The 22,845-nt window shown below is 65.6% G+C and carries 28 protein-coding genes and 2 pseudogenes; 10 read left to right on the forward strand and 20 right to left on the reverse strand.

Annotation, left to right across the window (positions count from 1 at the left end; genetic code table 11):
* The 12 genes and pseudogenes from MTR62_RS13705 to hisB form a co-directional block, all read right to left on the reverse strand.
* Positions 1–284, reverse strand: a pseudogene (locus tag MTR62_RS13705) (hypothetical protein); the annotation flags it as partial.
* A 14-nt stretch (positions 285–298) separates the two neighbouring features.
* Positions 299–754, reverse strand: a complete 456-nt coding sequence (locus tag MTR62_RS13710) for an ExbD/TolR family protein (RefSeq protein WP_244021814.1) — start codon at positions 752–754, stop codon at positions 299–301.
* 1 nt (position 755) lies between these two features.
* A complete protein-coding gene (gene tolQ, locus MTR62_RS13715) occupies positions 756–1,466 on the reverse strand; it encodes a protein TolQ (protein ID WP_244021815.1) in 711 nt (236 codons plus the stop codon).
* A 41-nt stretch (positions 1,467–1,507) separates the two neighbouring features.
* Complete coding sequence (locus MTR62_RS13720) at positions 1,508–2,026, reverse strand: YbgC/FadM family acyl-CoA thioesterase (RefSeq protein ID WP_244021816.1); 519 nt, start codon at positions 2,024–2,026, stop codon at positions 1,508–1,510.
* A 141-nt stretch (positions 2,027–2,167) separates the two neighbouring features.
* Entirely contained in the window at positions 2,168–2,545 is a 378-nt protein-coding gene (locus MTR62_RS13725) for a histidine triad nucleotide-binding protein (protein ID WP_244021817.1), read from the reverse strand.
* A 30-nt stretch (positions 2,546–2,575) separates the two neighbouring features.
* Positions 2,576–2,902 carry a phosphoribosyl-ATP diphosphatase gene (locus tag MTR62_RS13730; RefSeq protein WP_244021818.1) on the reverse strand — a complete coding sequence of 109 codons (327 nt, stop codon included), beginning with the start codon at positions 2,900–2,902 and terminating at the stop codon, positions 2,576–2,578.
* Positions 2,903–2,985: 83 nt separating this feature from the next.
* A complete protein-coding gene (locus MTR62_RS13735) occupies positions 2,986–3,159 on the reverse strand; it encodes a PEP-CTERM sorting domain-containing protein (RefSeq protein WP_244021822.1) in 174 nt (57 codons plus the stop codon).
* A gap of 278 nt (positions 3,160–3,437) precedes the next feature.
* The gene (gene hisF, locus MTR62_RS13740) at positions 3,438–4,229 is read right to left on the reverse strand and encodes an imidazole glycerol phosphate synthase subunit HisF (protein WP_244021826.1); all 792 of its coding nucleotides are present in this window, start codon (positions 4,227–4,229) and stop codon (positions 3,438–3,440) included.
* A gap of 6 nt (positions 4,230–4,235) precedes the next feature.
* Positions 4,236–4,964, reverse strand: coding sequence for a 1-(5-phosphoribosyl)-5-[(5-phosphoribosylamino)methylideneamino]imidazole-4-carboxamide isomerase (gene hisA, locus MTR62_RS13745; RefSeq protein ID WP_244021827.1), 729 nt, complete (start codon positions 4,962–4,964; stop codon positions 4,236–4,238).
* A 1-nt stretch (position 4,965) separates the two neighbouring features.
* Positions 4,966–5,589 (reverse strand): imidazole glycerol phosphate synthase subunit HisH, encoded by a 624-nt coding sequence (gene hisH / locus MTR62_RS13750; RefSeq protein ID WP_244021832.1) that lies wholly within the window; start codon positions 5,587–5,589, stop codon positions 4,966–4,968.
* Positions 5,586–5,879 (reverse strand): YciI family protein, encoded by a 294-nt coding sequence (locus MTR62_RS13755; RefSeq protein ID WP_244021833.1) that lies wholly within the window; start codon positions 5,877–5,879, stop codon positions 5,586–5,588. The genes hisH and MTR62_RS13755 overlap by 4 nt, the downstream gene beginning before the upstream one ends.
* The gene (hisB, locus tag MTR62_RS13760) at positions 5,879–6,481 is read right to left on the reverse strand and encodes an imidazoleglycerol-phosphate dehydratase HisB (protein WP_244021834.1); all 603 of its coding nucleotides are present in this window, start codon (positions 6,479–6,481) and stop codon (positions 5,879–5,881) included. Before hisB ends, MTR62_RS13755 begins: the two co-directional genes overlap by 1 nt.
* Before the next feature lie 171 nt (positions 6,482–6,652).
* On the opposite strand from hisB, the gene MTR62_RS13765 reads away from it, so the two are divergent.
* From MTR62_RS13765 to dapD, 4 genes are all read left to right on the forward strand, one after another.
* Positions 6,653–7,153: an SspB family protein gene (locus tag MTR62_RS13765; protein ID WP_244021836.1), complete on the forward strand. Its 501-nt coding sequence runs from the start codon at positions 6,653–6,655 to the stop codon at positions 7,151–7,153.
* Positions 7,154–7,219: 66 nt separating this feature from the next.
* The gene (locus MTR62_RS13770; protein ID WP_244021838.1) at positions 7,220–7,681 is read left to right on the forward strand and encodes a hypothetical protein; all 462 of its coding nucleotides are present in this window, start codon (positions 7,220–7,222) and stop codon (positions 7,679–7,681) included.
* Between the two features lie 64 nt (positions 7,682–7,745).
* Positions 7,746–8,441 carry a guanylate kinase gene (gene gmk, locus MTR62_RS13775; protein ID WP_244021840.1) on the forward strand — a complete coding sequence of 232 codons (696 nt, stop codon included), beginning with the start codon at positions 7,746–7,748 and terminating at the stop codon, positions 8,439–8,441.
* Positions 8,442–8,558: 117 nt separating this feature from the next.
* On the forward strand, positions 8,559–9,395 hold the full coding sequence (gene dapD, locus MTR62_RS13780) for a 2,3,4,5-tetrahydropyridine-2,6-dicarboxylate N-succinyltransferase (RefSeq protein ID WP_244021842.1): 837 nt from the start codon (positions 8,559–8,561) through the stop codon (positions 9,393–9,395).
* Between the two features lie 349 nt (positions 9,396–9,744).
* On the opposite strand, the gene MTR62_RS13785 is transcribed toward dapD, so the two are convergent.
* A complete protein-coding gene (locus MTR62_RS13785; protein ID WP_244021844.1) occupies positions 9,745–11,013 on the reverse strand; it encodes a dipeptidase in 1,269 nt (422 codons plus the stop codon).
* A gap of 205 nt (positions 11,014–11,218) precedes the next feature.
* On the opposite strand from MTR62_RS13785, the gene MTR62_RS13790 reads away from it, so the two are divergent.
* A complete protein-coding gene (locus MTR62_RS13790; RefSeq protein ID WP_244021846.1) occupies positions 11,219–11,677 on the forward strand; it encodes a cupin domain-containing protein in 459 nt (152 codons plus the stop codon).
* Between the two features lie 398 nt (positions 11,678–12,075).
* Here MTR62_RS13790 and MTR62_RS13795 read toward each other — a convergent pair whose 3' ends face one another.
* Positions 12,076–12,213, reverse strand: a complete 138-nt coding sequence (locus tag MTR62_RS13795) for a hypothetical protein (RefSeq protein ID WP_244021848.1) — start codon at positions 12,211–12,213, stop codon at positions 12,076–12,078.
* A gap of 271 nt (positions 12,214–12,484) precedes the next feature.
* Here MTR62_RS13795 and MTR62_RS13800 point away from each other — a divergent pair, with 271 nt between their 5' ends.
* Positions 12,485–12,682, forward strand: a complete 198-nt coding sequence (locus MTR62_RS13800; RefSeq protein WP_244021850.1) for a hypothetical protein — start codon at positions 12,485–12,487, stop codon at positions 12,680–12,682.
* 66 nt (positions 12,683–12,748) lie between these two features.
* Here the strand turns inward: MTR62_RS13800 and MTR62_RS13805 are convergent, their stop codons facing one another.
* Positions 12,749–13,183, reverse strand: coding sequence for a COG3650 family protein (locus MTR62_RS13805; protein WP_244021852.1), 435 nt, complete (start codon positions 13,181–13,183; stop codon positions 12,749–12,751).
* A gap of 326 nt (positions 13,184–13,509) precedes the next feature.
* Between MTR62_RS13805 and MTR62_RS13810 the strand changes: the two genes are divergently transcribed.
* From MTR62_RS13810 to MTR62_RS13820, 3 genes are all read left to right on the forward strand, one after another.
* On the forward strand, positions 13,510–13,791 hold the full coding sequence (locus MTR62_RS13810) for a hypothetical protein (protein WP_244021854.1): 282 nt from the start codon (positions 13,510–13,512) through the stop codon (positions 13,789–13,791).
* Between the two features lie 213 nt (positions 13,792–14,004).
* Positions 14,005–14,649 (forward strand): hypothetical protein, encoded by a 645-nt coding sequence (locus MTR62_RS13815; protein ID WP_244021855.1) that lies wholly within the window; start codon positions 14,005–14,007, stop codon positions 14,647–14,649.
* Positions 14,650–14,880: 231 nt separating this feature from the next.
* Positions 14,881–15,114 (forward strand): DUF2061 domain-containing protein, encoded by a 234-nt coding sequence (locus MTR62_RS13820; RefSeq protein WP_244021856.1) that lies wholly within the window; start codon positions 14,881–14,883, stop codon positions 15,112–15,114.
* A gap of 131 nt (positions 15,115–15,245) precedes the next feature.
* Here MTR62_RS13820 and MTR62_RS13825 read toward each other — a convergent pair whose 3' ends face one another.
* From MTR62_RS13825 to MTR62_RS13845, 5 genes are all read right to left on the reverse strand, one after another.
* Positions 15,246–15,647 (reverse strand): hypothetical protein, encoded by a 402-nt coding sequence (locus MTR62_RS13825; protein WP_244021857.1) that lies wholly within the window; start codon positions 15,645–15,647, stop codon positions 15,246–15,248.
* A gap of 149 nt (positions 15,648–15,796) precedes the next feature.
* Complete coding sequence (locus tag MTR62_RS13830) at positions 15,797–16,207, reverse strand: DUF4440 domain-containing protein (protein WP_244021858.1); 411 nt, start codon at positions 16,205–16,207, stop codon at positions 15,797–15,799.
* A 157-nt stretch (positions 16,208–16,364) separates the two neighbouring features.
* Positions 16,365–19,538 (reverse strand): autotransporter domain-containing protein, encoded by a 3,174-nt coding sequence (locus tag MTR62_RS13835; RefSeq protein ID WP_244021859.1) that lies wholly within the window; start codon positions 19,536–19,538, stop codon positions 16,365–16,367.
* A gap of 101 nt (positions 19,539–19,639) precedes the next feature.
* Positions 19,640–20,518 (reverse strand): dioxygenase family protein, encoded by an 879-nt coding sequence (locus MTR62_RS13840; RefSeq protein ID WP_244021860.1) that lies wholly within the window; start codon positions 20,516–20,518, stop codon positions 19,640–19,642.
* Positions 20,519–20,723: 205 nt separating this feature from the next.
* The gene (locus MTR62_RS13845; RefSeq protein WP_327194413.1) at positions 20,724–21,506 is read right to left on the reverse strand and encodes a response regulator; all 783 of its coding nucleotides are present in this window, start codon (positions 21,504–21,506) and stop codon (positions 20,724–20,726) included.
* A gap of 763 nt (positions 21,507–22,269) precedes the next feature.
* On the opposite strand from MTR62_RS13845, the pseudogene MTR62_RS13850 reads away from it, so the two are divergent.
* Positions 22,270–22,845 (forward strand): annotated as a pseudogene (locus MTR62_RS13850) (ATP-binding protein); the annotation flags it as partial.

The raw sequence follows: 22,845 nt of genomic DNA on the forward strand, positions 1-22,845 counted from the left end.
TCGGGCTGCGGGGCAGGCTCGGGAGCCGGCGCGGGCGCGGTCTCCTCGGGCGGCGCAGCGTCACCCAGCGTCGGTGCGTAATCGGGCGCCGCCTTGGCGCGCGGATCGGGCGAGGTCGAGGTCAAACCGACCTCGTCACTGATCGAGACTTCGATGCGCTGGGGCGGCACGATGACCTCGTGCGTCTCGGGCCGCAGCACGAGCAGCGCCAGCACGCCGGCGTGCAGCGCCACCGCGACCGCAAGGCCGACGCCTTCCCCCTTTTGCAGACCAAGCGATGCCATGGGTGAACCCTACGTCAGTTGCCTGAACCGCCGCTGACGTCGCTCACCAGCGAGATCGACGTGATCCCGGCCCGGTTGAGCTCGCCCATGACGCCCATCACCCGCCCGTAGTCGAGCGCCTTGTCCGCGCGCAGCGAGACAAGCGGCATCTTCCCGCTGGCATCGGGCTCGAGCGTGGCGAGCCGTTCGGCCAGCTCGCCCGGCGCGAGCGGCTGATCCTCGTAGTAAAGGCTGCCGTCGCGCTTGAGCGTGATGGTGATTTCCTTGGCCTCCTCGGACATCGCCTTGGCGCGGCTCTGCGGCAGTTCGATCGGCACCGCGGCCTTCATCAGCGGGGCGGCGACCATGAAGATGATCAGCAGCACCAGCATGACATCGACCATCGGGGTCACGTTGATCTCGGCCATCGGCGCGCGGCTGCGCCCGCCGCGCCCGCGCCGTCCGCCACCGCCGTTGAGGCCCATCGCCATCTCAGCGCGACTCCAGCTGGCGGGTCAGTGCGGCGTGGAGCTTGTCGGCAAAGCGCTGGAGACGCGCCTCGATCATGTTCACGCGGTGCGAGAAGCGGTTGTAGGCGATGACCGCCGGGATCGCAGCGAACAGGCCGATCGCAGTCGCAAAAAGCGCCTCGGAAATGCCCGGAGCGACGACCGCGAGCGAGGAATTTTGCTGCTGACCGATCTGGAAGAAGCTGTTCATGATGCCCCAGACCGTGCCGAACAGGCCCACGAAGGGCGCCACCGATCCGACCGTGGCGAGAAAGTTCAGCCGGTTGGAGAGGCTGTCCGCCTCCTCGCCCACCGCCGAGCTGAGCGCGAGCGCGATGCGCTGGCGCGCGCCTTCGGCATCGAAGGTACGCAGCTGGGCGTTACGGCGCCATTCGGCCAGCCCCGCGCCCGCCACCTTGCCCATCGGCACGTCGGCGCGGCGGCGCTCCTTCTGGAAGGCCTCGAAGTTCTGCGCTTCCCAGAAGCTCTCCTCGTAATCGTCGCAGCGCCGCTTCACGCTGCCCATGCGCAAGGTGAACGTGATGATGATCGTCCAGACCCAGACGCTGGCCAGCAACAAGCCGACCATGATCGCCTGGACGACGATGTCGGCGTTGAGGAACAGCGAGACCGGATTGAGCCGGTCGCTGTCACCGGCGAAGTCAAGCGTGGGGGCAAGCAGGTCGAGGATCATTCGTGGTCTTCCGAAGCGCGAGGGGCTGGGGGCGGGAAAGCTTAAGGCAGTGTCGGATCGCTGCCGGGCAGGACGGGATGCAGCGGCGAGAACGTGGCGAAGGCGCGTTGCCAGCCCTCGGGCTGACGGCGCGGTCGTCCATCAGGGCCGATGAACCCGACCTTTACCGTCCCTTCGGCCAGCACCGTATCACCGCGCCAGGCGACCTGGCGCAGCACGCAGGCAACCTTGCCGACCGACTGGGCCGTGGTGACGATCACCACCGTATCGCCAAGCCGCGCAGGCGCGCGGTAGCGCACCGCCACTTCGGCAACGGCATAGTTGCCGGTCCCGTCCTCGAGCGCGGCGCGCTGGTCGATCCCGAGACACTCGAGCAGGTCCGAGCGCGCGCGTTCGAACCAGCTGACATAATTGGAATGATAGACCACCCCGCCCGCGTCGGTGTCGTCGTAGAACACGCGCAAGGGGTAGTGGTGCGCCGCGCTCTGCCCATCTGCAGCGGCGGACGCGATCACCCCATGGGTGGGCGCAAGGTCTTTCAGGGGAAGGGCCGGGTTCATCGCGCGCCGAGCATTAGCGCCCATGGCCCGCAGTGCAAAGGCGTTGACCCCCAAGCGGCGACAATTCGGCTAATTTTCTCGTTGAAAGGGGCCGGACGCGCGTTCGGACGGCCAGCCCCCTGTGGATTAGCCGCGCGTTCTTCAGTCCGCGATCATCTGGAAGAACTGGCGCCCGCCAAAGATGTGGACGTGCAGATGCGGCACTTCCTGATGCCCGGCCTGCCCCATGTTGACCATCAGCCGGTAACCGGGCCTGTCGAGTTCGAGCTGGCGGGTGACATGGCCGACCGCGCGCATGAAGCCGGCGATCTCGGCGTCATCGGCGGTCGCGGTAAAATCGTCCCACGACACGTAAGGGCGCTTGGGAATGACCAGCACGTGGACCGGCGCCTGTGGGCGGATATCGTTGAAGGCAAGCGCGAAATCGTCTTCGTAAACCCTGTCGCAGGGCAGTTCGCCGCGCAGGATCTTGGCGAAGACATTGGCCTCATCGTAGGGCAGCTTGGGATCGATCGGCATGGCAGGCAGGTCTCCAGCGGGAAACGAAAATCAGTCCTTGGGGCGCGACGCCTTTTCGGCGATGCCCGAAACCCCCTCGCGCCGGTCGAGTTCGGCCAGCACATCGGCGAGCGGCACGTCCTTCGCGCCGAGCAGGACCATCAGGTGAAAGATCAGGTCAGCCGCCTCGCCCACCAGCGCGGCCTTGTCCTCGACCAGCGCGGCGATCACCGTCTCGGTGCCCTCCTCGCCCACTTTCTGCGCGATCTTGCGCAGCCCCTTGGCGTTGAGGCGGGCGACGTAGCTGGTCGAAGGATCGGCGCTGCGCCGCTCGGCGATGGTCGCCTCGAGGCGCGCGAGAGTGTCGGGTGCGGTCATGATGGCCTGCCATGCGACGCGGGCGCGACGCGGTCAAGCCTGCCCGTTGGACGCCGAAATCCGACCTGCCCGCGTCCGCGCGGTCAGTCCTTGCCCCGGCCGCGCGAAAAGCGCCGTCCGATCACCACCCCGGCCATGCCGAGCGCCAGCAGCAGGAGCCCGCTGGGTTCGGGCAGGGTGACGCCGCCCTGCGCGAACGCCGCGTTGGCCGGCAGGAAGATTGCCGCAGCAGCGGTGCTCAATTCGATCAGGCGCATGGCAATTCCCGCGATTCGCTTGGAAGGACTGTCGCAGGCGCGGTCAACTATTGCCGCCAACAAGACAAGTAAAATCCCGTATCCGTCCCGCGATGGAGCAAGCCATTTGCGCCCCGTCACCTTTGCGCAGCGGACCTGGTGGATTACCTTTAACATGGGAACGTGCCCCATCCGACAGGGCCTCACAGGCGACCAATCGAACCACCAGACGCCTGATCCCGAAGTCGCCTTCACGCAACTTTGGGGAGCGCAGTGGTGCCGAACTCTTGGGTCTGGGCCTAAAGCCGGTGCGCCGACTGGCCGCGCGCGGGCAACCCTGCAGCGCGCAAGGCCGCGTGCGCCTCGGCGATCGAATAGGTGCCGAAGTGGAAGATCGAGGCCGCCAGCACCGCGCTCGCATGGCCGCGCGTCACCCCTTCGACGAGATGGTCGAGATTGCCCACGCCGCCGCTCGCGATCACCGGCACCGAGACCGCGTCGGCGATCGTGCGGGTCAGCTCGAGGTCGTAGCCCTGCTTGGTGCCATCGCCGTCCATCGAGGTGACGAGCAGCTCGCCAGCGCCCAGTTCGGCCAGCTTGCGCGCGTGTTCGAGCGCGTCGATCCCGGTCGGACGGCGTCCGCCGTGGGTGAAGATTTCCCAGCGCTTGGGGCCAGTGCCGTCATCGACCCGGCGCGCGTCGACCGAGGCAACGATGCACTGCGCACCGAACCGCTCGGCAATGTCCGAGACCACTTCGGGCCGCGCCACGGCGGCCGAATTGACCGCCACCTTGTCGGCCCCGGCAAGCAGCAGCGCGCGGGCATCCTCTGCCGTGCGCACCCCGCCGCCCACGGTCAGCGGCATGAAGCAGACTTCGGCGGTGCGCCGCACGATGTCGAGCAAGGTGCCCCGCCCTTCGTGCGTCGCCGAAATGTCGAGGAAGCACAATTCGTCCGCGCCCGCCGCATCATAGGCGCGCGCCTGTTCGACCGGATCGCCCGCGTCCTTGAGATCGACGAAGTTGACGCCCTTGACCACGCGGCCCTCGGCAACGTCGAGACAGGGGATGACACGCACGCGAACGGTCATGGTGCTTCAGTCCTTCTCGGCCATCTGGATCGCGGTGGCGAGATCGAGCCGCCCGTCGTAGAGCGCGCGGCCGGTAATCACGCCCTCGATGCCGTCCTTCTCGTGCAGCTTGAGCATACGGATATCGTCAAGCCCCTTGACCCCGCCGCTCGCGATCACCGGCATGTCGGTCTGGCGGGCAAGGTCCACCGTCGCCTGCACGTTGCAGCCCTTGAGCATCCCGTCGCGGCCGATGTCGGTGAACAGCAGCGAGGCCACCCCCGCATCCTCGAACCGGCGCGCCAGATCGACCACCGAGACGTCCGAAACGTCGGCCCAGCCCTCGGTCGCGACCATGCCGTCGCGCGCGTCGACCGCAACGACGATGCCGTTCTCCCACTCCTTCGCCATGTCCTTGACGAACTGCGGGTCCTTGAGCGCGGCGGTGCCCATCACGACCCGGCTGACGCCGAGCTTGAACCAGCCCTCGACCGCTGCGGGCGTGCGGATGCCGCCGCCCAGCTGGACGTGGCCGGGAAAGACCTCGAGGATCGCCTCGACCGCCTCGCGGTTCTCCGCACGGCCCGCGAACGAGCCGTCGAGATCGACGACGTGGAGAAACTGCGAGCCCGCCTCGGCGAAGAGCGTGGCCTGCGCGGCCGGGTTGTCGCCGTAAACGGTGGCGCGGTCCATATCGCCTTCGGCCAGGCGCACGACCTGCCCCTGCTTGAGGTCGATGGCGGGAAAAACGATCATCTTACGGCTTCCAGTCGAGGAATCGGGTGAGGAGCGCGAGCCCGTAGGCCTGGCTCTTTTCGGGGTGAAACTGCACGCCCACGACGTTGTCCTGCGCCACGGCGGCGACAAGCCCGCCGCCATGGTCGGTCATCGCGGCGATCGCGTGGCCATCCTCGGGCACGAAGTGGTAGGAGTGCAGAAAATAAGCCTCGCCCGGCTCGATCAAGCCGCTCGCCGGATCGTGGCGACCCAGCCCCACGTCGTTCCAGCCCATGTGCGGCACCTTGATGCCCGGATCGCTGCGCTCGATCCGGCGCACTTCGCCCGAAATCCAGTCGAGCCCCTGGGTCACGCCATATTCGAGCCCGCGCGAGGCAAGCAGCTGCATCCCCACGCAAATGCCCAGGAACGGCGCGCCGCCCACCTGCACCCGCTCGTGCAGCGCATCGACCATTCCGGGAATAGCCCAGAGCGCGTCGGCGCAGGCCTTGAACGCGCCCACGCCCGGCAGCACGATGCGGTCCGCGGTGCGCACCTTCATCGGATCGGCGGTGATCGCCACCTCGCCGGCCCCCGCCGCACGCAGCGCATTGGCGACCGATTGCAGGTTGCCTGCACCAAAATCGATCAGCGCCAGGCTCATGGCTGGAGTCCCGCGACCGAGGGATCGAGGAAGGCGGGCGCCCATTCGATCACCTCGACCGTGGCCAGACCGGCCCTGGCGAAAGGATCGCTGGCCGCCAGCGCGGCCACCGCCTCGGCGCTTTCGCCGCGCGCCAGGATCACCCCACCCTCGCGCGGAATCTTGCGGCCCCAGCCCAGGAAATGCCCCGCTTCGTGGTTGCCTTTCAGCCAGGCGGCGTGATCGGGCAGCACCGCGTCGATGTCCTCGAGCGAACCGGTGTAGCGAAGCGAGAGGATGAAGGTGCCCATTACAGCGACTTGGCTCCCAGAATTCCCTTGGTCGATGGCACCGCCCCGCCTTTTCGCGGATCAAGCTCGACCGCGGTGCGCATGGCCCGCGCGAAGCCCTTGAAGATGCCTTCGCAGATATGATGATTGTTGGTGCCGTAAAGAAGTTCGATGTGCAGCGTGATGCCCACCGCCTGCGCGATCGAGTGGAACCAGTGCTCGACCAGCTCGGTGTCGAACTCGCCCAGCTTCTCCTGCGTGAAAGCGGCCTTCCACACGAGGTAAGGGCGCCCCGAAATGTCGAGCGAGACACGGCTCAGCGCCTCGTCCATCGGCGAATTGACGTCACCATAGCGGCCGATCCCGGCCTTGTCGCCCAGTGCCTGCGCAATCGCCTGGCCGATCGCGATCGCGCTGTCCTCGGTCGTGTGGTGCTGGTCGACGTGCAGGTCACCCTTGATGCGGCAGGCAATATCGATCAGCGAATGACGCGAGAACTGCTCGATCATGTGATCGAGAAAGCCAATGCCGGTCGAGACACTGTACTGTCCGGTGCCATCGAGATTGACCTCGACGTGAATGTCGGTCTCGTGGGTCTTGCGGGTGATCGAGGCTGTACGCATGAAAGGGGCCTATAAACCTGTGCCTGCGGGAATCAATCGCGTGCATTCATGGTGTGAACTTTGCAATTCGTGCCGCGCGCGCGGCCGGGCGTATCCAATTGCGACGAATCCGGGTAAAAACACCACCATTGTGGCTTGACCCCAAGCCCAACGATGCGCACCTAGAGCCCGATGAACGATACGCCTCCAGATAGCCTCATCCCATACGACGAGATCGTGCAGGAAGCTCTGCGCGCCGTTGTCGGGCGCGTGCTGGGCCAGGTCGAAGCCACCAACGGTGTCCTTCCCGGCAACCACCATTTCTACATCACCTTCAAGACCGGCGCGCCCGGCGTGGAAATTCCCGCCGAGCTCAAGGCCCGGTTCCCGGATGAGATGACGATCGTTCTCCAGAACAAGTTCTGGGACCTGGGCGTGCGCGAAGACGGCTTCACGGTGAGTCTGAGCTTCAACCAGCTGCCTGCCAAGCTCGACATTCCCTTTTCCGCGATCACCGCCTTCGTCGATCCCGCGGTCGATTTCGGGCTGCAGTTCCAGGCCATGGAAGACGACGCGATCGAGGAAACCGCCGCGGCCGAGAACGACGCCGCGGAACGCGATGTCGCATCGCGCGTTATCCCCAGCGAAGATGGCTCGAACGTCGTCTCGGTCGACTTCGGCAAGAAGAAGTAACAGCCCCCGACACGCCGCGCCCTGGCGGTGCGGCGTCTTCGTGACGGGCCGATGAGGATCGCTGCGATGACGGGCAAGAGCCAGGACCGGACCCTTTTAGCGCTTCACGGCGCGCCCGCCCGGTCCGCAACGGATAGCTCTGCAAAAGTCGACAGCGCGGACACCGCCACGTCGCTTTCCGCACGCGAGCTGCTCGGCCCAAGCCCCAATCCGGCGACCAATCTTGCCATGGCCGACATTGCGCTGCGCACCGGTTCGCTGCTGGCGCGCCGCGCGGTCGAGCGCGCACTGCTTGGCAAGGCCTATTCCCCGCGCAAGGCCAACCGCATCCTGCGCGGACGCACGATCACCGAGATCATGCTCCACCGCACCATCGCGCGCATCGCAATGCGTTCGGTTCCAGGCGCAATTCTGGTTGGGGGCAGCCTCGTGGCCAAGACGCTCTACGATCGCCGCCGCGCTCGCCAGGCGCGCAGCGAAGGCCAGGCCAGGCTCGAGAAAATGGCCCGCGACGGCGAGAACGACTAAGGGTTTCCCCCTTGGCAAGCCTCGCTGCGCTTGATTTGCCCCGCCGCTGTCGGCATCGGGGGGCATGGCAAGCGATACGATTCCCCAAATTCTTCCCGCGCACGAGGGCAACGCGCTCGCCCGGCGCGGGCTCATGCTGATCCTTTCCTCGCCCTCGGGCGCGGGCAAGACGACGATCGCGCGCATGTTGCTCGAAAAGGACCCGCACATCCGCAATTCGGTCTCGTGCACCACGCGCGCCCCGCGCCCCGGTGAGGTCGACGGGCGCGACTACCACTTCGTAAGCCAGGACCAGTTCGATCGCATGGCCGATGAGGGCGAGTTCCTCGAATGGGCGCATGTCTTCGGCAAGAGCTACGGCACTCCCAAGGCGCAAGTGAAGTCGGGCCTCAAGGCGGGGCAGGACTATCTCTTCGATATCGACTGGCAAGGCACGCAGCAGCTCTACCAGAAGCTCGAACGCGATGTCGTGCGTGTCTTCCTGCTGCCCCCCAGCATCGACGAGCTGCGCCGCCGCCTGACCGGACGGGGCACCGACAGCGCCGAAGTGATCGCCGCGCGGATGGAACGCGCCCGCTCGGAAATCAGCCACTGGGACGGTTACGACTATGTCGTGGTCAACGACGACATCGGCCACTGCTTCGAGAAGGTGAAGCAGATCCTTGCCGCCGAGCGCCTGCGCCGCGCGCGCCAGACCGGACTGATCGGCTTCGTGCGCAACCTGATGGAGCCCGACGAGAGCGCGCCCGGCGCGCCGTAAGTCCCGGCGCGCAATAACGCCTGCCCCCATCCTTTTCCTTGTTCTTGGCCCGCCCGCGCGATAGGCGCGGGGCCAAATCCAGCCAACCTTCCCAATTTTTCCGGAGACAGACCCCAGATGTCCGATATCGAAACCGCGATCGAGGCCGCCTTCGAAGACCGTGCCAACGTCACCCCCGCCAGCGCGGACGTGCGCGCGATCGTCGAGGAAGCGCTCGCCCTTCTCGATTCGGGCAAGGCCCGCGTCGCCGAGCCCGATGGCCAGGGCGGCTGGAAGGTGAACCAGTGGCTCAAGAAGGCGGTGCTGCTCTCGTTCCGCCTCAACGACAACGAAACCATGGCCTATGGCTCGGCTGGCGCGCCCGCGTTCGACAAGGTGCCGCTCAAGTTCGCCGGCTGGTCGGATGACGACTTCAAGGCTGCGGGTATCCGCGTCGTGCCCGGCGCCGTCGTGCGCCGCAGCGCGCACATCGCCAAGGGCGTGGTGCTCATGCCCAGCTTCACCAACCTTGGCGCCTATGTCGGCGAAGGCACCATGGTCGACACCTGGGCGACCGTGGGTTCGTGCGCGCAGATCGGCAAGAACGTCCACCTTTCGGGCGGCGTGGGCATCGGCGGCGTGCTCGAGCCGCTCCAGGCCGGCCCGGTGGTGATCGAGGACAACTGCTTCATCGGCGCGCGTTCGGAAGTCGCCGAAGGCGTGCGCGTGTGCGAAGGCGCGGTGCTTTCGATGGGCGTCTACCTCGGCGCCTCGACCAAGATCGTCAACCGCGCGACGGGCGAAGTCCATGTCGGCATCGTCCCGCCCTACTCGGTCGTCGTGCCCGGCGCGCTGCCCGGCAAGCCGCTGCCCGACGGCACGCCCGGCCCCTCGCTCTACTGCGCGGTGATCGTCAAGACCGTCGACGCGCAGACCCGTTCGAAGACCGGCATCAACGAACTGCTGCGCGACTGAGCGCCGCTACGGCGCTGTCCTGCAAAGGACAGCGCCGCCGCCTCCAGTCCGCGTTCATTCTCCTGCACTAAAGCCTTGAGAATGAACGCGGAATGGAGGATACTCCGGGCACACCCGCAGGACTTTGGCCACGGGTGATAGCGCTAGAAAAGGCTGTACCCGGTGCCTTCTCCCGTTCGATACGTGCTGCTCGCCAGCCTGATCCTGGCCGCACTCGCGCTGTGCGCAACCTGGCTCGCCCACGCCCGCTAAGGCGCACCGGAACGGCGAAGGCGCACGAGCCCCCTCCCCCCCGCTCTTGATACCTCCGGCCGGGCTGAGACGCCCGGCCGGAGGTTTCGTATCAGGCTCAGAACGTGGTCGGCGATTCGATCGGCGGATCGGCGCGGTGCGCCTGGGCATAGCTTTCCGCAGCCTTGAGCACGCGCATCATGTTGCCGCTGGAGATCTTTTCCAGATCGGCCTTGGAATAGCCACGCCGGGCCAGCTCGGTGAACAGCGCCGGGTAGGCCGACACGTCGGGCATCCCCTCGACGCCGACCGAGCCGCCATCGAAATCGCCACCAAGACCCACATGATCCGCCCCGATTCGCTTGACGATGTGATCGATGTGATCGGCAATATCGCTCAGCGTCGCGACCGGCTTGGGATGCGCCTTGTCCCAGGCCTCGAGCGCGGCCTTGGCCACCTCGGGCGCGTCGGGATGGAGAATGCCCTGGCGCGTCGCCTCGCCCGCGCGGCTCGCCTGCCACTGGCGCACCGCCTCGCTGACGTAGCTGGGGTAGAAGTTGACCATCACGATACCGCCGTTGGCCTTGAGCCGGTCGAGGATCGCATCGGGCACGTTGCGCGGATGGCCATCGACCGCGATCGCGCCCGAGTGGCTGAAGATCACCGGCGCCTTCGCCACGTCGAGCGCATCGGCCATGGTCTTGGCCGACACGTGGCTGAGGTCGACCAGCATTCCGATGCGCTGCATCTCGCGCACCACGTTCTTGCCGAAAGGGGTCAGCCCGTTGTGCTGGGGCGCATCGGTTGCGCTGTCCGCCCAGGGGGTGTCCTTGAAGTGCGTCAGCGTCATGTAGCGTGCGCCCAGCGCATACATCTGGCGCAGCACGCCGAGCGAGGAACCGATCGAGTGCCCGCCCTCCATGCCCAGCAGCGACGCGATCTTGCCCTGCTTCATCGCTTTTTCGACATCGGCCGAACTCGTCGCCAGCATCATCGTATCGGGATTGGCCGCCACCACCCGCTTCATCACGTCGATCTGTTCGAGCACCGCCTGCACCGCCTGCGGTTCGGGCAGCGTGGCCGAGACGTAGACCGACCAGAACTGTGCGCCGACGTGGCCCTTGTGCAGACGCGCAAGGTCGGTCTGCATCGGGTCGATCCCCTTCGCGGGATCGGCCGTGTTCATCGTGTCGGCAAAGTCGAAACCGGCCAGCACGTCCTTGCGCCGGTCGCGCAGCTGTTCGGGAACGTCGTTGTGGCCATCCCACACCGGAGCCTCGGCCAGCGCCTGCGCCGCCACCTGCTCGGGCGTGGCGGCCCAGGCAAGCGGCGCCGTCGCGCACAGCAGGGGAACGACGGCAAGGGCGATCCAGGGACGAGAGGACATCAGGCACGGCTCCTAAAGCGGGAAATCGGCCGCGAACCTGCCCACCGCCGCGTTCTTGTGCAAGTGCGCAATAGTCTTGACGAACAAGGAATTTTCACGCGCGCGGCAACGCGTGCCGATACTGCGCGCCACGTCTTGTGCACGCCGCCGGGATAGCCCATCCCTGACCACGCCGCCACAACCCTGCCTTTCAAGGACATGCCCGATGCCCCTTCAACGCGATCCGCACGCCGCCGTCCTCATCGAGCGCCTGGACCTTGCCCCCCACCCCGAAGGCGGCTGGTATCGCCAGATCTGGCGCGCACCCGAAGATGCCTCGGGGCGCCCGGCCGCAACCTCGATCCATTTCCTGCTCGAAGCGCACCAGACCTCCCACTGGCACCGCGTGGTCGATGCCCAGGAGCTGTGGATGTGGCATGCGGGCAGCCCTCTGGTGCTGTCGCGCTCGAGCGATGCGGCGACGCCCGCAAGCGAGGCCCTGCTCGGCCCCGACGTGCTCGCCGGACAATCGCCGCAACTGTGCGTGCCGAGCGGTGCCTGGCAGGCTTCGCGCCCGGTCCTGGACGATGGCCCCGGCTGGACGCTGGTGAGCTGCGTGGTCGTGCCCGGTTTCGATTTTTCGCGCTTCGAACTGGCCCCGCCCGGCTGGGCGCCCGGCGCCTGAAGCCCGTCCCCCGACCTGCCCTCTGACACGGATTGGTCGGCCCGGCACGAGGGCGCCACAAAAAGAGCAGGGCGCGACGGATCTGCAGTCCGTTCACGCCCTACGCGTTTCTCCCCTCCCTCGGCTCTTCCATCCACCGATCCGCTCGTTGTACGAACCGGAGGATCGGTGGGTTCGGTGATCAGGGCCGGGACAAATGCGCACCCACCCTTGTCACACGTCTCATGTCCACTTGCGTGGTAATCGCGTTGCCCCGAAGGCTCCCCCGAAGACGATCTGCCTGTTTCGCGGCCGCCGCGAATAGCCTCCAGCGCCCTGTTTTCTTATGATTCAGCGCTGCGGCAGGAATTCGGCCGGACGGCGAAATAGCCAGATCGCCCGCTCGGGGGCCCGTCGCGTCACGAAGGCTGGGAACCGTCCCCGGTGCCCAGAGCGTCTTCCAGACCGAGTTCCTGCGCGAGACTGACGGCCGAATGCGCCATGGCGACGGCGTAGACGACAAGTCCGGACTGCAAGACTGCCAGGAATTTCTTCATGACCAGCATCCTCTCAAATGGCGCTACCTCTGTTTTTTCGGGCAGCTTTTATTTCTGATCGTTTTGTACCATGCGCCACGCGCAAAGGGAAGTGCCGTGACTGCAATCGCACGAAAAAACTGTTTTTTTGCAACGCAGTAGGAACGCCGTACTAGACAGTACTGGTAATTTTCGTTTGCCGACTATGGCTTAGTCAAATCGAGGGTTGCAAACCCGCCCGGAACTGTCCCGAGCGTCGCGCATTGAAAGCGGGGGGCAACGGAGAAACACTGTGGCCTATGCCAGGACCATCGCGCTTGCGCTCGCTGCCTCTTTCATGCTCGGCGGCCTTACGGGCGCGACCATTCCGACTCGCATGAAAGCACCGATCGGCCCCGACTGGCGCGATCGTTACGGCTTCACCTTCGATCCGGCCGCCCGTTCGGTCTATGTCGAGCCCGGCCCGCAGGACCTTTCGCCAAGCCGCTGAGATGCACGCGCATCACGCCCTGGATGGGCGCACGCCCCGCACGGGCTTCACCACGTTCCGAACGGATCAGCGCGCGGCAGCCGGTGCGCGCGCCATATGCCGGTTGGTCCAGGCACAGCCCATGCGCAGGCGGGAGCCCAGCCGCAGCGTCGCGGTGAACGGATAGACCCGATCGGACATCCCGTCGCGGCACGCTCCCGCCGTAACCGCAAGGGTCACGTCCTCCCCCGCGCGCGTGCCGCTGTAGGAAAGCCCCCCGCGCCCGGCAAAGCGGGACACCGCGAAGGGCGCATCCTCCTGGCGGGACGATGGCTGCGACAGGTGCATCGCCCCGGATTGGACACGCACCTGCCAGAACGGCTCGGTGCCGATCGCCTCGACAACCTCGCCAGCCTCTATTCCATGCCAGGGCTGATGATCGCCCTCATCGCCCGGAACCGGGGCTTGCGCGCCATGGCAGCCAACGAGCGTGGTGGCCCACAGCCCGACCGCCAGACTCAAACTCAGCCCTCTGCGACAGCGTTCCATCCGCTTTCCTTACTGCGCCGGTTACGATTGCATAGCCCCGAATGCGTCCCACACCGCGCCCGAGGCCCCGATTCGCGGGTAAGCCGGGCGGCGAGTTTACTCCGACATATTTTTCGTATGAACTTTCGTCAGAACTTTCACACGCCTTCTCAGAAATTTAAACCAACAAATGCAGTTTCTGCACTTGTTGGTTCAGTTTTTTGCATTGCGCACCGCAGCGCATTTCGTGATGCTGCATCGCAACAAGACAAGAGGTGCCAGGGCAAGTCCTGCAACCCGACACACTAAAGGATTTGGCCATGTTCAAGACGATTTTTGCTTCCGTTGCCGTCGCCGCCGTTGCTCTCCCCGCCGTGGCGCAGGCCAGCGAAGCCCGCAACTTCTCGCACGAAGGCGTCGACTACGCCTACACGTCGCAGAAGAAGGGCGACGTCACCGTGATCGAAGGCAAGGCCGAAGGCCGCGTTCCCTTCCGTCTCTACGTCAAGGGCGACCGCGTGACCGGCATGTACAACAACCGCTACGTCAGCTTTACCAAGGCTGAGGTCGAGCACGACAGCGCGCTCGCTTCGGCTCAGTAATCGCCAGCCCGGCGCGAGGGCGAGCGAACCTCTCCCCTCTCTCCCAGCTCGCCTGCCGCGCCGCTAGCGCATGAAGGGCGCCTTTCCTGATCGGGAAAGGCGCCCTAAGTGCGTCTGGAGCGTTCAGCCTGACGTCAGGCAGAGCGCGCCAAGCCGCCAGCGCGCGCCCGGTATCGGCGCGCCTCGGAAACGTCCGAATCGAAGGAACGAGCGATGAGTGCCCTCAAATGGCTGCTGCCGATTGCCGGCCTTGGCATTCTGGCCGGTTTCGTGGCCAGTTCGGATCTGCGCACTTTCGTCAAGCCGTGGTCGGACAAGCCCACTCTCGGCACAGCCGTCCCGTCGGACAGCGATGACGACGGCGCTTTCGCGCAATCCTCGCAGGACGAGGACGACTTCGGCCAGCAACCATCTCCGGAGGAGCTGGACGAGAATGGCCCGGACCAGAACGGCCCAGGCCTCTATGCCGATGGCGATGGTGATGGCGAAGGTGACGGCGGCGCCGACGAGGCGAACCGCCCCGATCGCTATGCACCGGGACCGGGCACTGCGATGCGCGGCAGCGATTCGCCGGGTTACGCGGGGCTGCCCGAATGGCTGTTCCACCCCGACGATGGCCACGACGACCAACGTTCCGACGCACGCCGCGACGCGCCCGGCAATGGCTACCCGGCCGCCGCCACTGGCCAGGGTTATGCGCCCAGTGCCGCCACGCCGGGGCCGCGCGCGGGCAATGGCGGCCTCGCGGCGTCGTCGAACGGCAATCGCGCGAGCAATGCCGACCAGAGCGACGATGCCGCCCAGCGCGCCCGCGCCGCCGCGCGCGACGTGCTGAGCGCCGAACACGCCGCGGACTGATGGCACACGCCGGTTCTGCCGGCCCCGTTCCCCGGCGCCTGTCCGCTTGCGGCTCACGACAACCGCTGATCGTGGCTAACCGAGCCGTGGCGCCTGCCCGATCCGGGCCCGGCTCCAGCGCGCAGCATCGCCTCGGGCGATCACTGTGACCAGTTGCACGCGCTTGTGATCCGGCGCGCGCCGCGCCTAAAATCACACCCTGCCCTGCAATCCAGCCAAGGAGCGCACGCCATGCCGCGCGATATCGCCAAGACCCTGAGCTTCCTCACCCTCCACCTCGGCGTGGGTTTCGCGGTGGCGTTTGCCTTCACCGGGTCGCTGCGGCTGGCCGGCGGCATCGCGCTGGTCGAACCCCTGGTCAATGCGGTGGTGTTCTTCTTCCATGAGCGTACGTGGCGCAATCCGCATGGCTGGCGCGGCGCCCTGCACCGCCTGATCCACCCCCACGCGCCGCACGCGGCCTAATCCGAATTCGCCCCTCGGACGCCGCTTTTCGCTTCGACGGTGCCCAAATGGCTGATCGATCCTTGTCCTGACGTATTTGCGCCGCGCTCAGGAAAGCATCCTCAGGCAATTCCACCCGGCCGACGGCCGTGTCAGTGGCGCAAGGTCGTTTCGCGGGTACCGGGCACAATGCGGATCTGCAATTCGCCGTCCGATCCGGCGATGCCGTATTGCTGTGCGATCTCCTGCAATTTGGCGCCGATCCACGCCTCGTCGGCATCCATCGCGATGGGGTAGCGCGCCACGATCAGCCCGTCGAGCGTGTCCACGACGCAAAAATGCCCGGTGCGCGAACGCTCCTGCAAGGCGTCGAGATCGAGCCCTTCGGCGAGGTCCCACTGCCCCTTTTCGCGCGAGCGAATACGCCGTCCACAGTGGCGGCAGGTGCAGGTCATCGCCCCATCCGGCCCGCGTACCCGGCGCCCGGCCGGTACGTGGCGGCGCATGTACCAGCACTGCGCGACGGTGTTGGACGACCAGCTCCTGCTCAGCATCTTCACAGCCTCCCGATTGCGCACTCTTCCAGATGCTCCTGATAAGACGAAGGTTACACCAGCGGGTGAATCGGCAGTTAAGGATTTGCCCATGATGCCCGGTGTCCATGAAGGCAAAACGGCCCTCTGAATGGTTACCGGCAAGCCCCTCAAGCGAGAGTCAGGAAGATTTCCGCCTCGATCACCCAGCCCGCCGCGCTTTCACGCCACTTGGCGACATACGTGCCCGAGGCGCCGTTCGAAGCGGACGCGCCCTCTTGCCCCGCCACGCGGCCTTCCCAGTCACCGTACTCCATCGCGATCGGCTCCACGCGCGAGCTTTCGACGCGCTGTGTCCGGCGCGCGTAGACCAGCCGCCCGGCCTGGGAAAAATCCCGCTTCCAGACTTTGACCTGCGCCAGACGCCCGGCGATCACCGCGCTGTCCGAGCCGGTCACCATCACGCAATCGCGCGCCAGAATCGGGCCGATCGCCCCGCAATCGCCCTCGGCAATGGCCCGGTTGAACTCCGCCCGGCGGGTGCGGATCGCCAGTTCGGCGGCCTTGTCGTCCCTTTTCACGAGATCTCCTCACTGCGTGCCTTGCTCGCCCATAGCGCGCCCTCCCCACGAGGAGAAGGCATACGAAAACCCCCTGCATCCACAAGGGGATACAGGGGGCTTTCGTGTCCAACGCGTCCGGCCTGGTTCAACCAGACCGGACAGACGCATCGTCCGATCAGAACGCGACGCTGAGGCCAGCGCGTGCCGAGAAATCGGTGCTGTCGTTGGTGCGCTCGACGCGCGTGGTGATCTTCCAGGTGAAGTCGTAGCCACCGGCGTAGAGGCTCAGCTCGCTGATCCAGGCGCCCTTGATGCTGTCGGGGTCGATGGTGAACGATTCGCCCGCATCGTACGTGTCGCCACCGTTGAAGTAGGCGGTCGTCTTGCCAAGGCCACCCGAAAGCACTTCGCGGCGACCAGCTTCGAGCTGGAAGGTCAGCGGGCGCCAGTCGGGCGAAAGCTGGCCCAGCGAATAGGCTGCGGCGAGCATCGGGGTAACCGTGGTCGACTTGCTGGTGCGGCTCGCGACGGTCAGCGGGATCGCGTCGGAATCCGACGAATCTTCGCTGTAGCCGCTTTCATGCAGCCAGAACTGTTCGAGATCGACGCGCGGACGCAGCGAGAAGCGACGCGACACCTGATAGCGGTACGACGCACCGGCCATGCCCGAAAGCAGCCAGCCGTTCCAGTCGGCATCGGCCTCGTAGCTGAAGTCGGTATCGTCGATCGTGCCGGTGTAGTTCCGGGTCGAACCGATCGAGACCTTCGAAGCGCCAAGGCGGGCGTAAGTGAGCAGCGCGCCGCTCTTCTTGCGCCAGAACACGCCGAAGTCGTGCTGGCCGACGTCGAGGTCTTGCGAGCCGCCATTGTCCTTCACGGTGCTGCTCAGGTAGGCGTACGAGAAGCCGAAGTAGCCCAGCTTGGTCTTGCGCTCGAGACCGAGCGAGAGGCCCCAGCCGCTGATCTTGTACGATGCGGTGCCGCTCGTCGCCTTGCTCGACTGCCAGTAGATCGGTTCGAACCAGCCGCCCACGTCCGAGATCCCGAAGGTCGAGGTGTCGTCGGCGATGTGCTGCGAGACGAGGCGCGTGCCGGTGGTGACCGCCTCGAAGATGCCGCCGGCGTGATCGGGCAGCATCGAGGCGGTCTGCTCGTTGAGCGTTTCCGAATCGTCGACCTGCAGCAGGCTCTCGGTCATGTAGTCGTCGTTGGCCGACGCCGCGTAGATCGCATCCCACGCCGAAGCCGACGACGACGTCAGGCCCAGGTCACTCGTCGACTTGCGCGAAACGGTCAGATAGACATCGTTGGTATCGGTCGTCACTTCACCCGAGTAGATGAAGGGCAGATCGTCGGCGACGTTCAGATCACCCTCGATCGTCAGGTTGTCCGAGGTCAGCACGGTATAGGTGCCTTCCGCGGTGGTCAGATCGGTGATCGTCGCGGTGACGCTCGCGCCGTCGGCCAGCGTCGCGTTGGTGACGTTGAAGTAGGACACGTCGTCGCCATCGACGTTGACGCCGATCACGCCGTCCGAACCGACATAGAGCGTGCCGAACGACACCGCGCCGCCGCCATCGGTGTCGGCGATGAGATCGCCGCCATTGACCGTCACGGTGAGATTGTCGGCGTTTTCGAAGTCACCGGTGTAGACCGCGCTGTCGTTGATGGTGAGCGTGCCGGTCTCGCCCTCGAAGTTCATCGTGCCATCGAAGGTCGAGGTGTCCGACATCGTCGCGGTCGCCGTACCGGTACCCCAGTCGATGTCGCCGATGTAGTTGGTGTCGCCCGAGAGGATGAGCGTATCGTCGCCCGCACCGAACGAGGTGTCGCCTTCGATCTCGCCCGAGGAGGCGTCGATCGTGTCGTCGCCGCTGCCCAGCAGGATGTCGCCGTAGATCGCGGTGTAAACCGTCGGATCGACATCGACGTCGTTGTCTTCGAGATAGTCGGCGCTGGTCTCAGCGTCGTCGTCGTTGAGGTACTGGGTGATCGTCACCCCGGTCGTGTTCGCCGAGAGGTCGAGCGCGACGGTGGTGTCGGTCGAGGTGCCGCTGGCGGTGATGAAACCGGTGTTGGTGATCGAGGTCAGCGTGCCCGACAGATCCTGGATGGCGACGAGAGTCGCTTCACCGCCCGAGGACACCGACGCGATGATCGTGCCGCTGTTGTAGAGGCTGGTGACCGAGCTGCCTTCGTTAATGAGCAGTGCGGTGGCCGCGGAGTCGTAGGTGATCGCCTCGAGCGTGCCGCTCACGCCGATCCCGTCGGTCAGCGTGACGTTGCCGCCCTGCCCGCCGATCACCAGGCCGTAGGCGTCGGTGTTCGAATAGTACGAGTTGCCAGTGACACTGCCCTCGATCGCAATCGAGTAGGTGCCGATGTAGCTGTCCGAAGAACCGATGGTGATGTCGTCGGTGCCGCCGACCTGGATCGCCGGCCCGTTGCCGTACGATACGATCGCGCCGCTTTCTTCTTCGTCGTCGTCCACCCCGTCGCCATCGGCATCGTCGTTGTCGTCATCGTCGGGGGCCGCCTTGACGACGATACCGCCGTCGACGTTGCCGGTGATCTCGACCGCTGCCGCGCCTTCGCGCAGCGCCGCGCGCGACAGATACTCGGTGTTGCCGTCGTCGTCCGTGTAGTAATAGAGCTGCGAGATCGTGCCCTGGAGCGTGACCGTGCCGGTCACATCGCCGTTGATCGAGACCGCCGTGGCGTTGTCGCCCACGACGTAGACGCTGCCCATGATGGTGATGTCGCCATCGACGCCCTGCGTCGAGATGCCCACCGCGTTGTCACCGATGACCTTGATCGTGCCATCGTTGAGAATGTCGCCGGTGTAGTCACCCGCCAGGACGATACCGCCCGAATCCTGGCCTTCGACGTAGATGTCGCCGTAATTGGTGATCGAGCCCGAGGCATCGCCCGCCACGTAGATGCCGTAGCGGTTGCTGGCTTCGGCGATACCGGTGGTGACGATGTAGTCGTCGTTGTCGTCATCGACGACGTAGTCTTCCTCGATGGTGATGTCGGCATCTTCGTCGATGTAGATGTCCGAGGTCGTGCCCGAGTTGACGTAGATCGCGGTAGCGCCATCGGCCTTGGTCGCGTTGCTCATGTCGATGTCGCCATCGATGTCGAGATCGTTATCGCTGTCGACGGTGATCGCGTTGCCGCTGCTCAGCACGATCGAGCCGGCCGAGGTCATCGTGATGTCACCAGCCTCCGAGGTCTCGAGAGCGCTCGTCGTCTCCTTCTTGATGGTGGTGTCGGCCTGCGCGTACGACGCCGTTCCGAGGGCGAGTATCAGAGCGCCAAGGCTCGCCGAATCATGAAGTCTGGACATGGAAAGCTATCTCAACCTGATTACTGGGGTTATTCTCTTGATGCCGCGAAAAGCCGACAGGGCCGCCACGCCCCAGCGTCGGAAAGGAATTCAGCCCGCGATCAAACGGCAATCCCAATAACGGCACTACCGGTGTAACTCGAGGAATAATTTCCGCTGATCGTGGGGGTCATTTGCGCGATTTCTGCGGTCGTGTCATCCCCAAAGACATTATCCGACGAAAGCGAGATCGCATTGTAGTTCGCGATGCTGGCCGTGTAGCGCGAGTCGTTGCTGTAGACTTCCGTATTGGTCGCCGCCGGCATCGCCAGCTGCGAAATGAGATCGGCGGTCTTGCCCGTGCTCGCCGATGTCAGGCCATCGAGGAAGACTTCGAAGTGAATGTGCGGCCAGCGGCCGGAATAGCAGGCGGGATAGATCGTGGTGAAGGTGACCTTCCCTTCCGAATCGGTCACCTGCACGCCGCGCAGATAGCTTTCGGTGGTGATCCCGGAGGAATAGAGCGAATACTTGCCGTCCGCATTGCAGTGCCAGACGTAGATCGCCGCCCCCTCGATCGCGGCGCAGCCGGTGTTCACGTCGACGAGCTGCAAGGTCAGCTCCAGCTCGATGCCGTCGGCGGTCGTCGTCGAGCCGATGAAGCTGGAGCGGATGTCCGAACGCACGACCCCGCTGATGGTCAGCACGTTCGACGTCGAACCGCTCGACGAATTGGTACCGTCGGCGGGATAGGGGCCGTTGGTCTCGGTCGGATCGGCGATGCACGAGTCCGAACTGCTGCTCGAGGTCGAACTGTCCGACGTGCTCGAGGTCGAGCTGTCCGACGTCGAGGACGTGCTGGTCGAGGACGTGCTGGTCGAAGTAGTGCTCGTCGCGCTCGAGGAACCGTCGCCACCGCCGCACGCCGCGAGCGCAACGGTCGATCCGGCCCCGGTCAGGAAGACAAGCGCGCGCCGACGCCCGACACACTGTGTCGCCATGCGCGTGAGATCTTCGCAAAGACCTGCACCATGCTCCTCCATCTCACCGCTCCTCGTGCTGCCCGCCTGTAACACCCGCCCCGAACACCGGGGCAGCCAAAGCCGATTGAACACCTGAACACGGGGGTTTACGTTCGGATTTCATACAGGCTGCACATTTGTTGCAGCTATATTGCAAGCACGAGCATCGCCGTACCCAAAAGGCCTATCCCCCCGACGTTTCACTGACCGAAGGCACGAAAAGATAGCCTTCGTTGCGCACGGTACGAATGATGTCGCCACCACCCTCGCCGTCGGACAGCTTGCGGCGCAGGCGCGAGAGCTGCACATCGATCGCGCGGTCGTAATGCTCGCTGTCCTCCCCCCGCGACCAATCAAGCAGCTGGTCGCGCGTCAGCACCCGGCGCGGATGCTCGGCGAAGGCACGCAGCAGGCGAAACTCGCCATCGGAAAGCGAAATGAGCTGCCCCGCCGGGTCGGTCAGGAGACGCAGCCCGATGTCCATGCGCCAGCCCGCGAAATAGAGGCAATTGCCCGAACCCTCGTCGCGCACGGCCTCGGACACCGCACCGCGCGCTTCGGCCTCGCGCTGTTCGTCGGATGCGCGGCGGCGCAGAACGGTGCGAATACGCGCCAGCAACTCGCGGGGATTGCACGGCTTTGCAAGATAGTCGTCCGCACCCATCTCGAGCCCGACGATGCGGTCCACATCGCTGCCAACGGCCGAGAGCATGATCACCGGAGGGGCATCCGAACCCAGCTGGCGCAGGGCCGTAAGCCCGTCCTCGCGCGGCATCATCACATCAAGCACGATCAGATCGAAGCTCTCCCCCGCCATCAGCTCACGCATCGCGATGGGGTCGGCGGCCGTGACCGTGTCATAGCCGTGCTTGGAAAGATAATCACCGATCAACGTGCGAATGCCTTCGTCGTCGTCGACGATCAGGATACGGGTCTGCAAGTCCATGGTCAGCGGTTCTAGATACATTTGACCTATTTGCACAGCCGTTGTCGCACGGGCATTTCACCCCGCCCGATACACCTTGCGACAGGTTGCAATGGCGTCGCAACGCGGTGAAATTCGCGAGCAACCTCGAGGGACGACCTAGACGATCAAGAAAGGCCGAGCAGGCCGCGGACCACCCCCTTTGAGGGAGCGCTCTTCGCGGCAAATCGGGTCGCATCTGCGTGGAGAAATCCACGAAGTTCCGCAGGCTCGGTACTTTCACGCCCATTGCCGCCCTCACTGCCGCCAAGGTGGGGGACCGGTACCGGGATCGTCGAGCGGCCAGGTTTCGATGTCGCACCCGCCCTGTCCTTCGACGATCCCGGATCTTCCCGACAAAGGTGAAGATGGCACACGCACCAAGGCGTCGCAAAAGCGACACAGCCGGCGGTAGGCCGGCCGCGGCGAACGCCACATCGTGGTATGGGAGACAGAGTTTCCGCGCGACAGGTCATGAGCCCACAGGCTTGCCCGTTTCGCGCCGGTCCGTTGTGACCGCCCTCGCCGGCTTGCCGGTGGGGGCGCGGAGCAGGGACAGGAGGGACGTGTCCCTCTCTCCTGTCCCTGCTTCGCAAACCGCAACACCCGTACCATCGACCAGCCGCGCACCCCGAATCCGGCCCATCGCCCGAACGGCGCGGCGCAAGCCCCAAGGCGATGCACGAAGGCCACATGGCGCCCCTGTGCGCACGCCGGGCAATCGTCGCCCTCGAAATGCGGCTGCAATCATGGCATGGGACAAGGCATGATGCTGCCTGCTCCTCCCAAGCGAATTGGCCTGCCGCTGGCCCTCCAGATGATCGTCATTCTGGTCTGTGCGCTCGTGGCGGCGCAGCTGGTGACGCTACTCCTGACCATGCTGCTGCCGCCGCGCCCTACCGCGCGCTGGGACATCGACCAGGTCGTCACCGCGCTGGGGCGCGGCGAAGTGCCCTCTTCGCTCGAACGCAAGGCCATGGCCGGTCCGCCCGACATCAGCGGCCAGGGCTGGCTGGTCTCCGAATCCTCGCGCGAGGCTCTGGCCCAGCGCCTGCACCTGGGCCGCAAGGACGTCGTCCTCGCCTTCTACACCCAGCTTCCCGTGGGCGGGGTGGCGGTGCCCACCAACACCCATTCGCCGCTTGCCGTCATGCGCGAAATCCGTACGCCCGACGTTTCCTCGCTGCTGATCGACAGCGCCGACGCGCAATCGATCCCCGGCGGACCGCCCTCCGGCGGCAGCCCCGGTCCGGGCGGGATGCCGGGCGGCAACTTCCCCGGCGGCATGCCGCCGGGATCGAACGGACCGCGTGGTCCCGGCGCCGGTGGCATGCGCCCCGGC

The sequence above is a fragment of the Novosphingobium organovorum genome (genome assembly GCF_022832435.1).
Classification (GTDB): domain Bacteria; phylum Pseudomonadota; class Alphaproteobacteria; order Sphingomonadales; family Sphingomonadaceae; genus Novosphingobium; species Novosphingobium organovorum.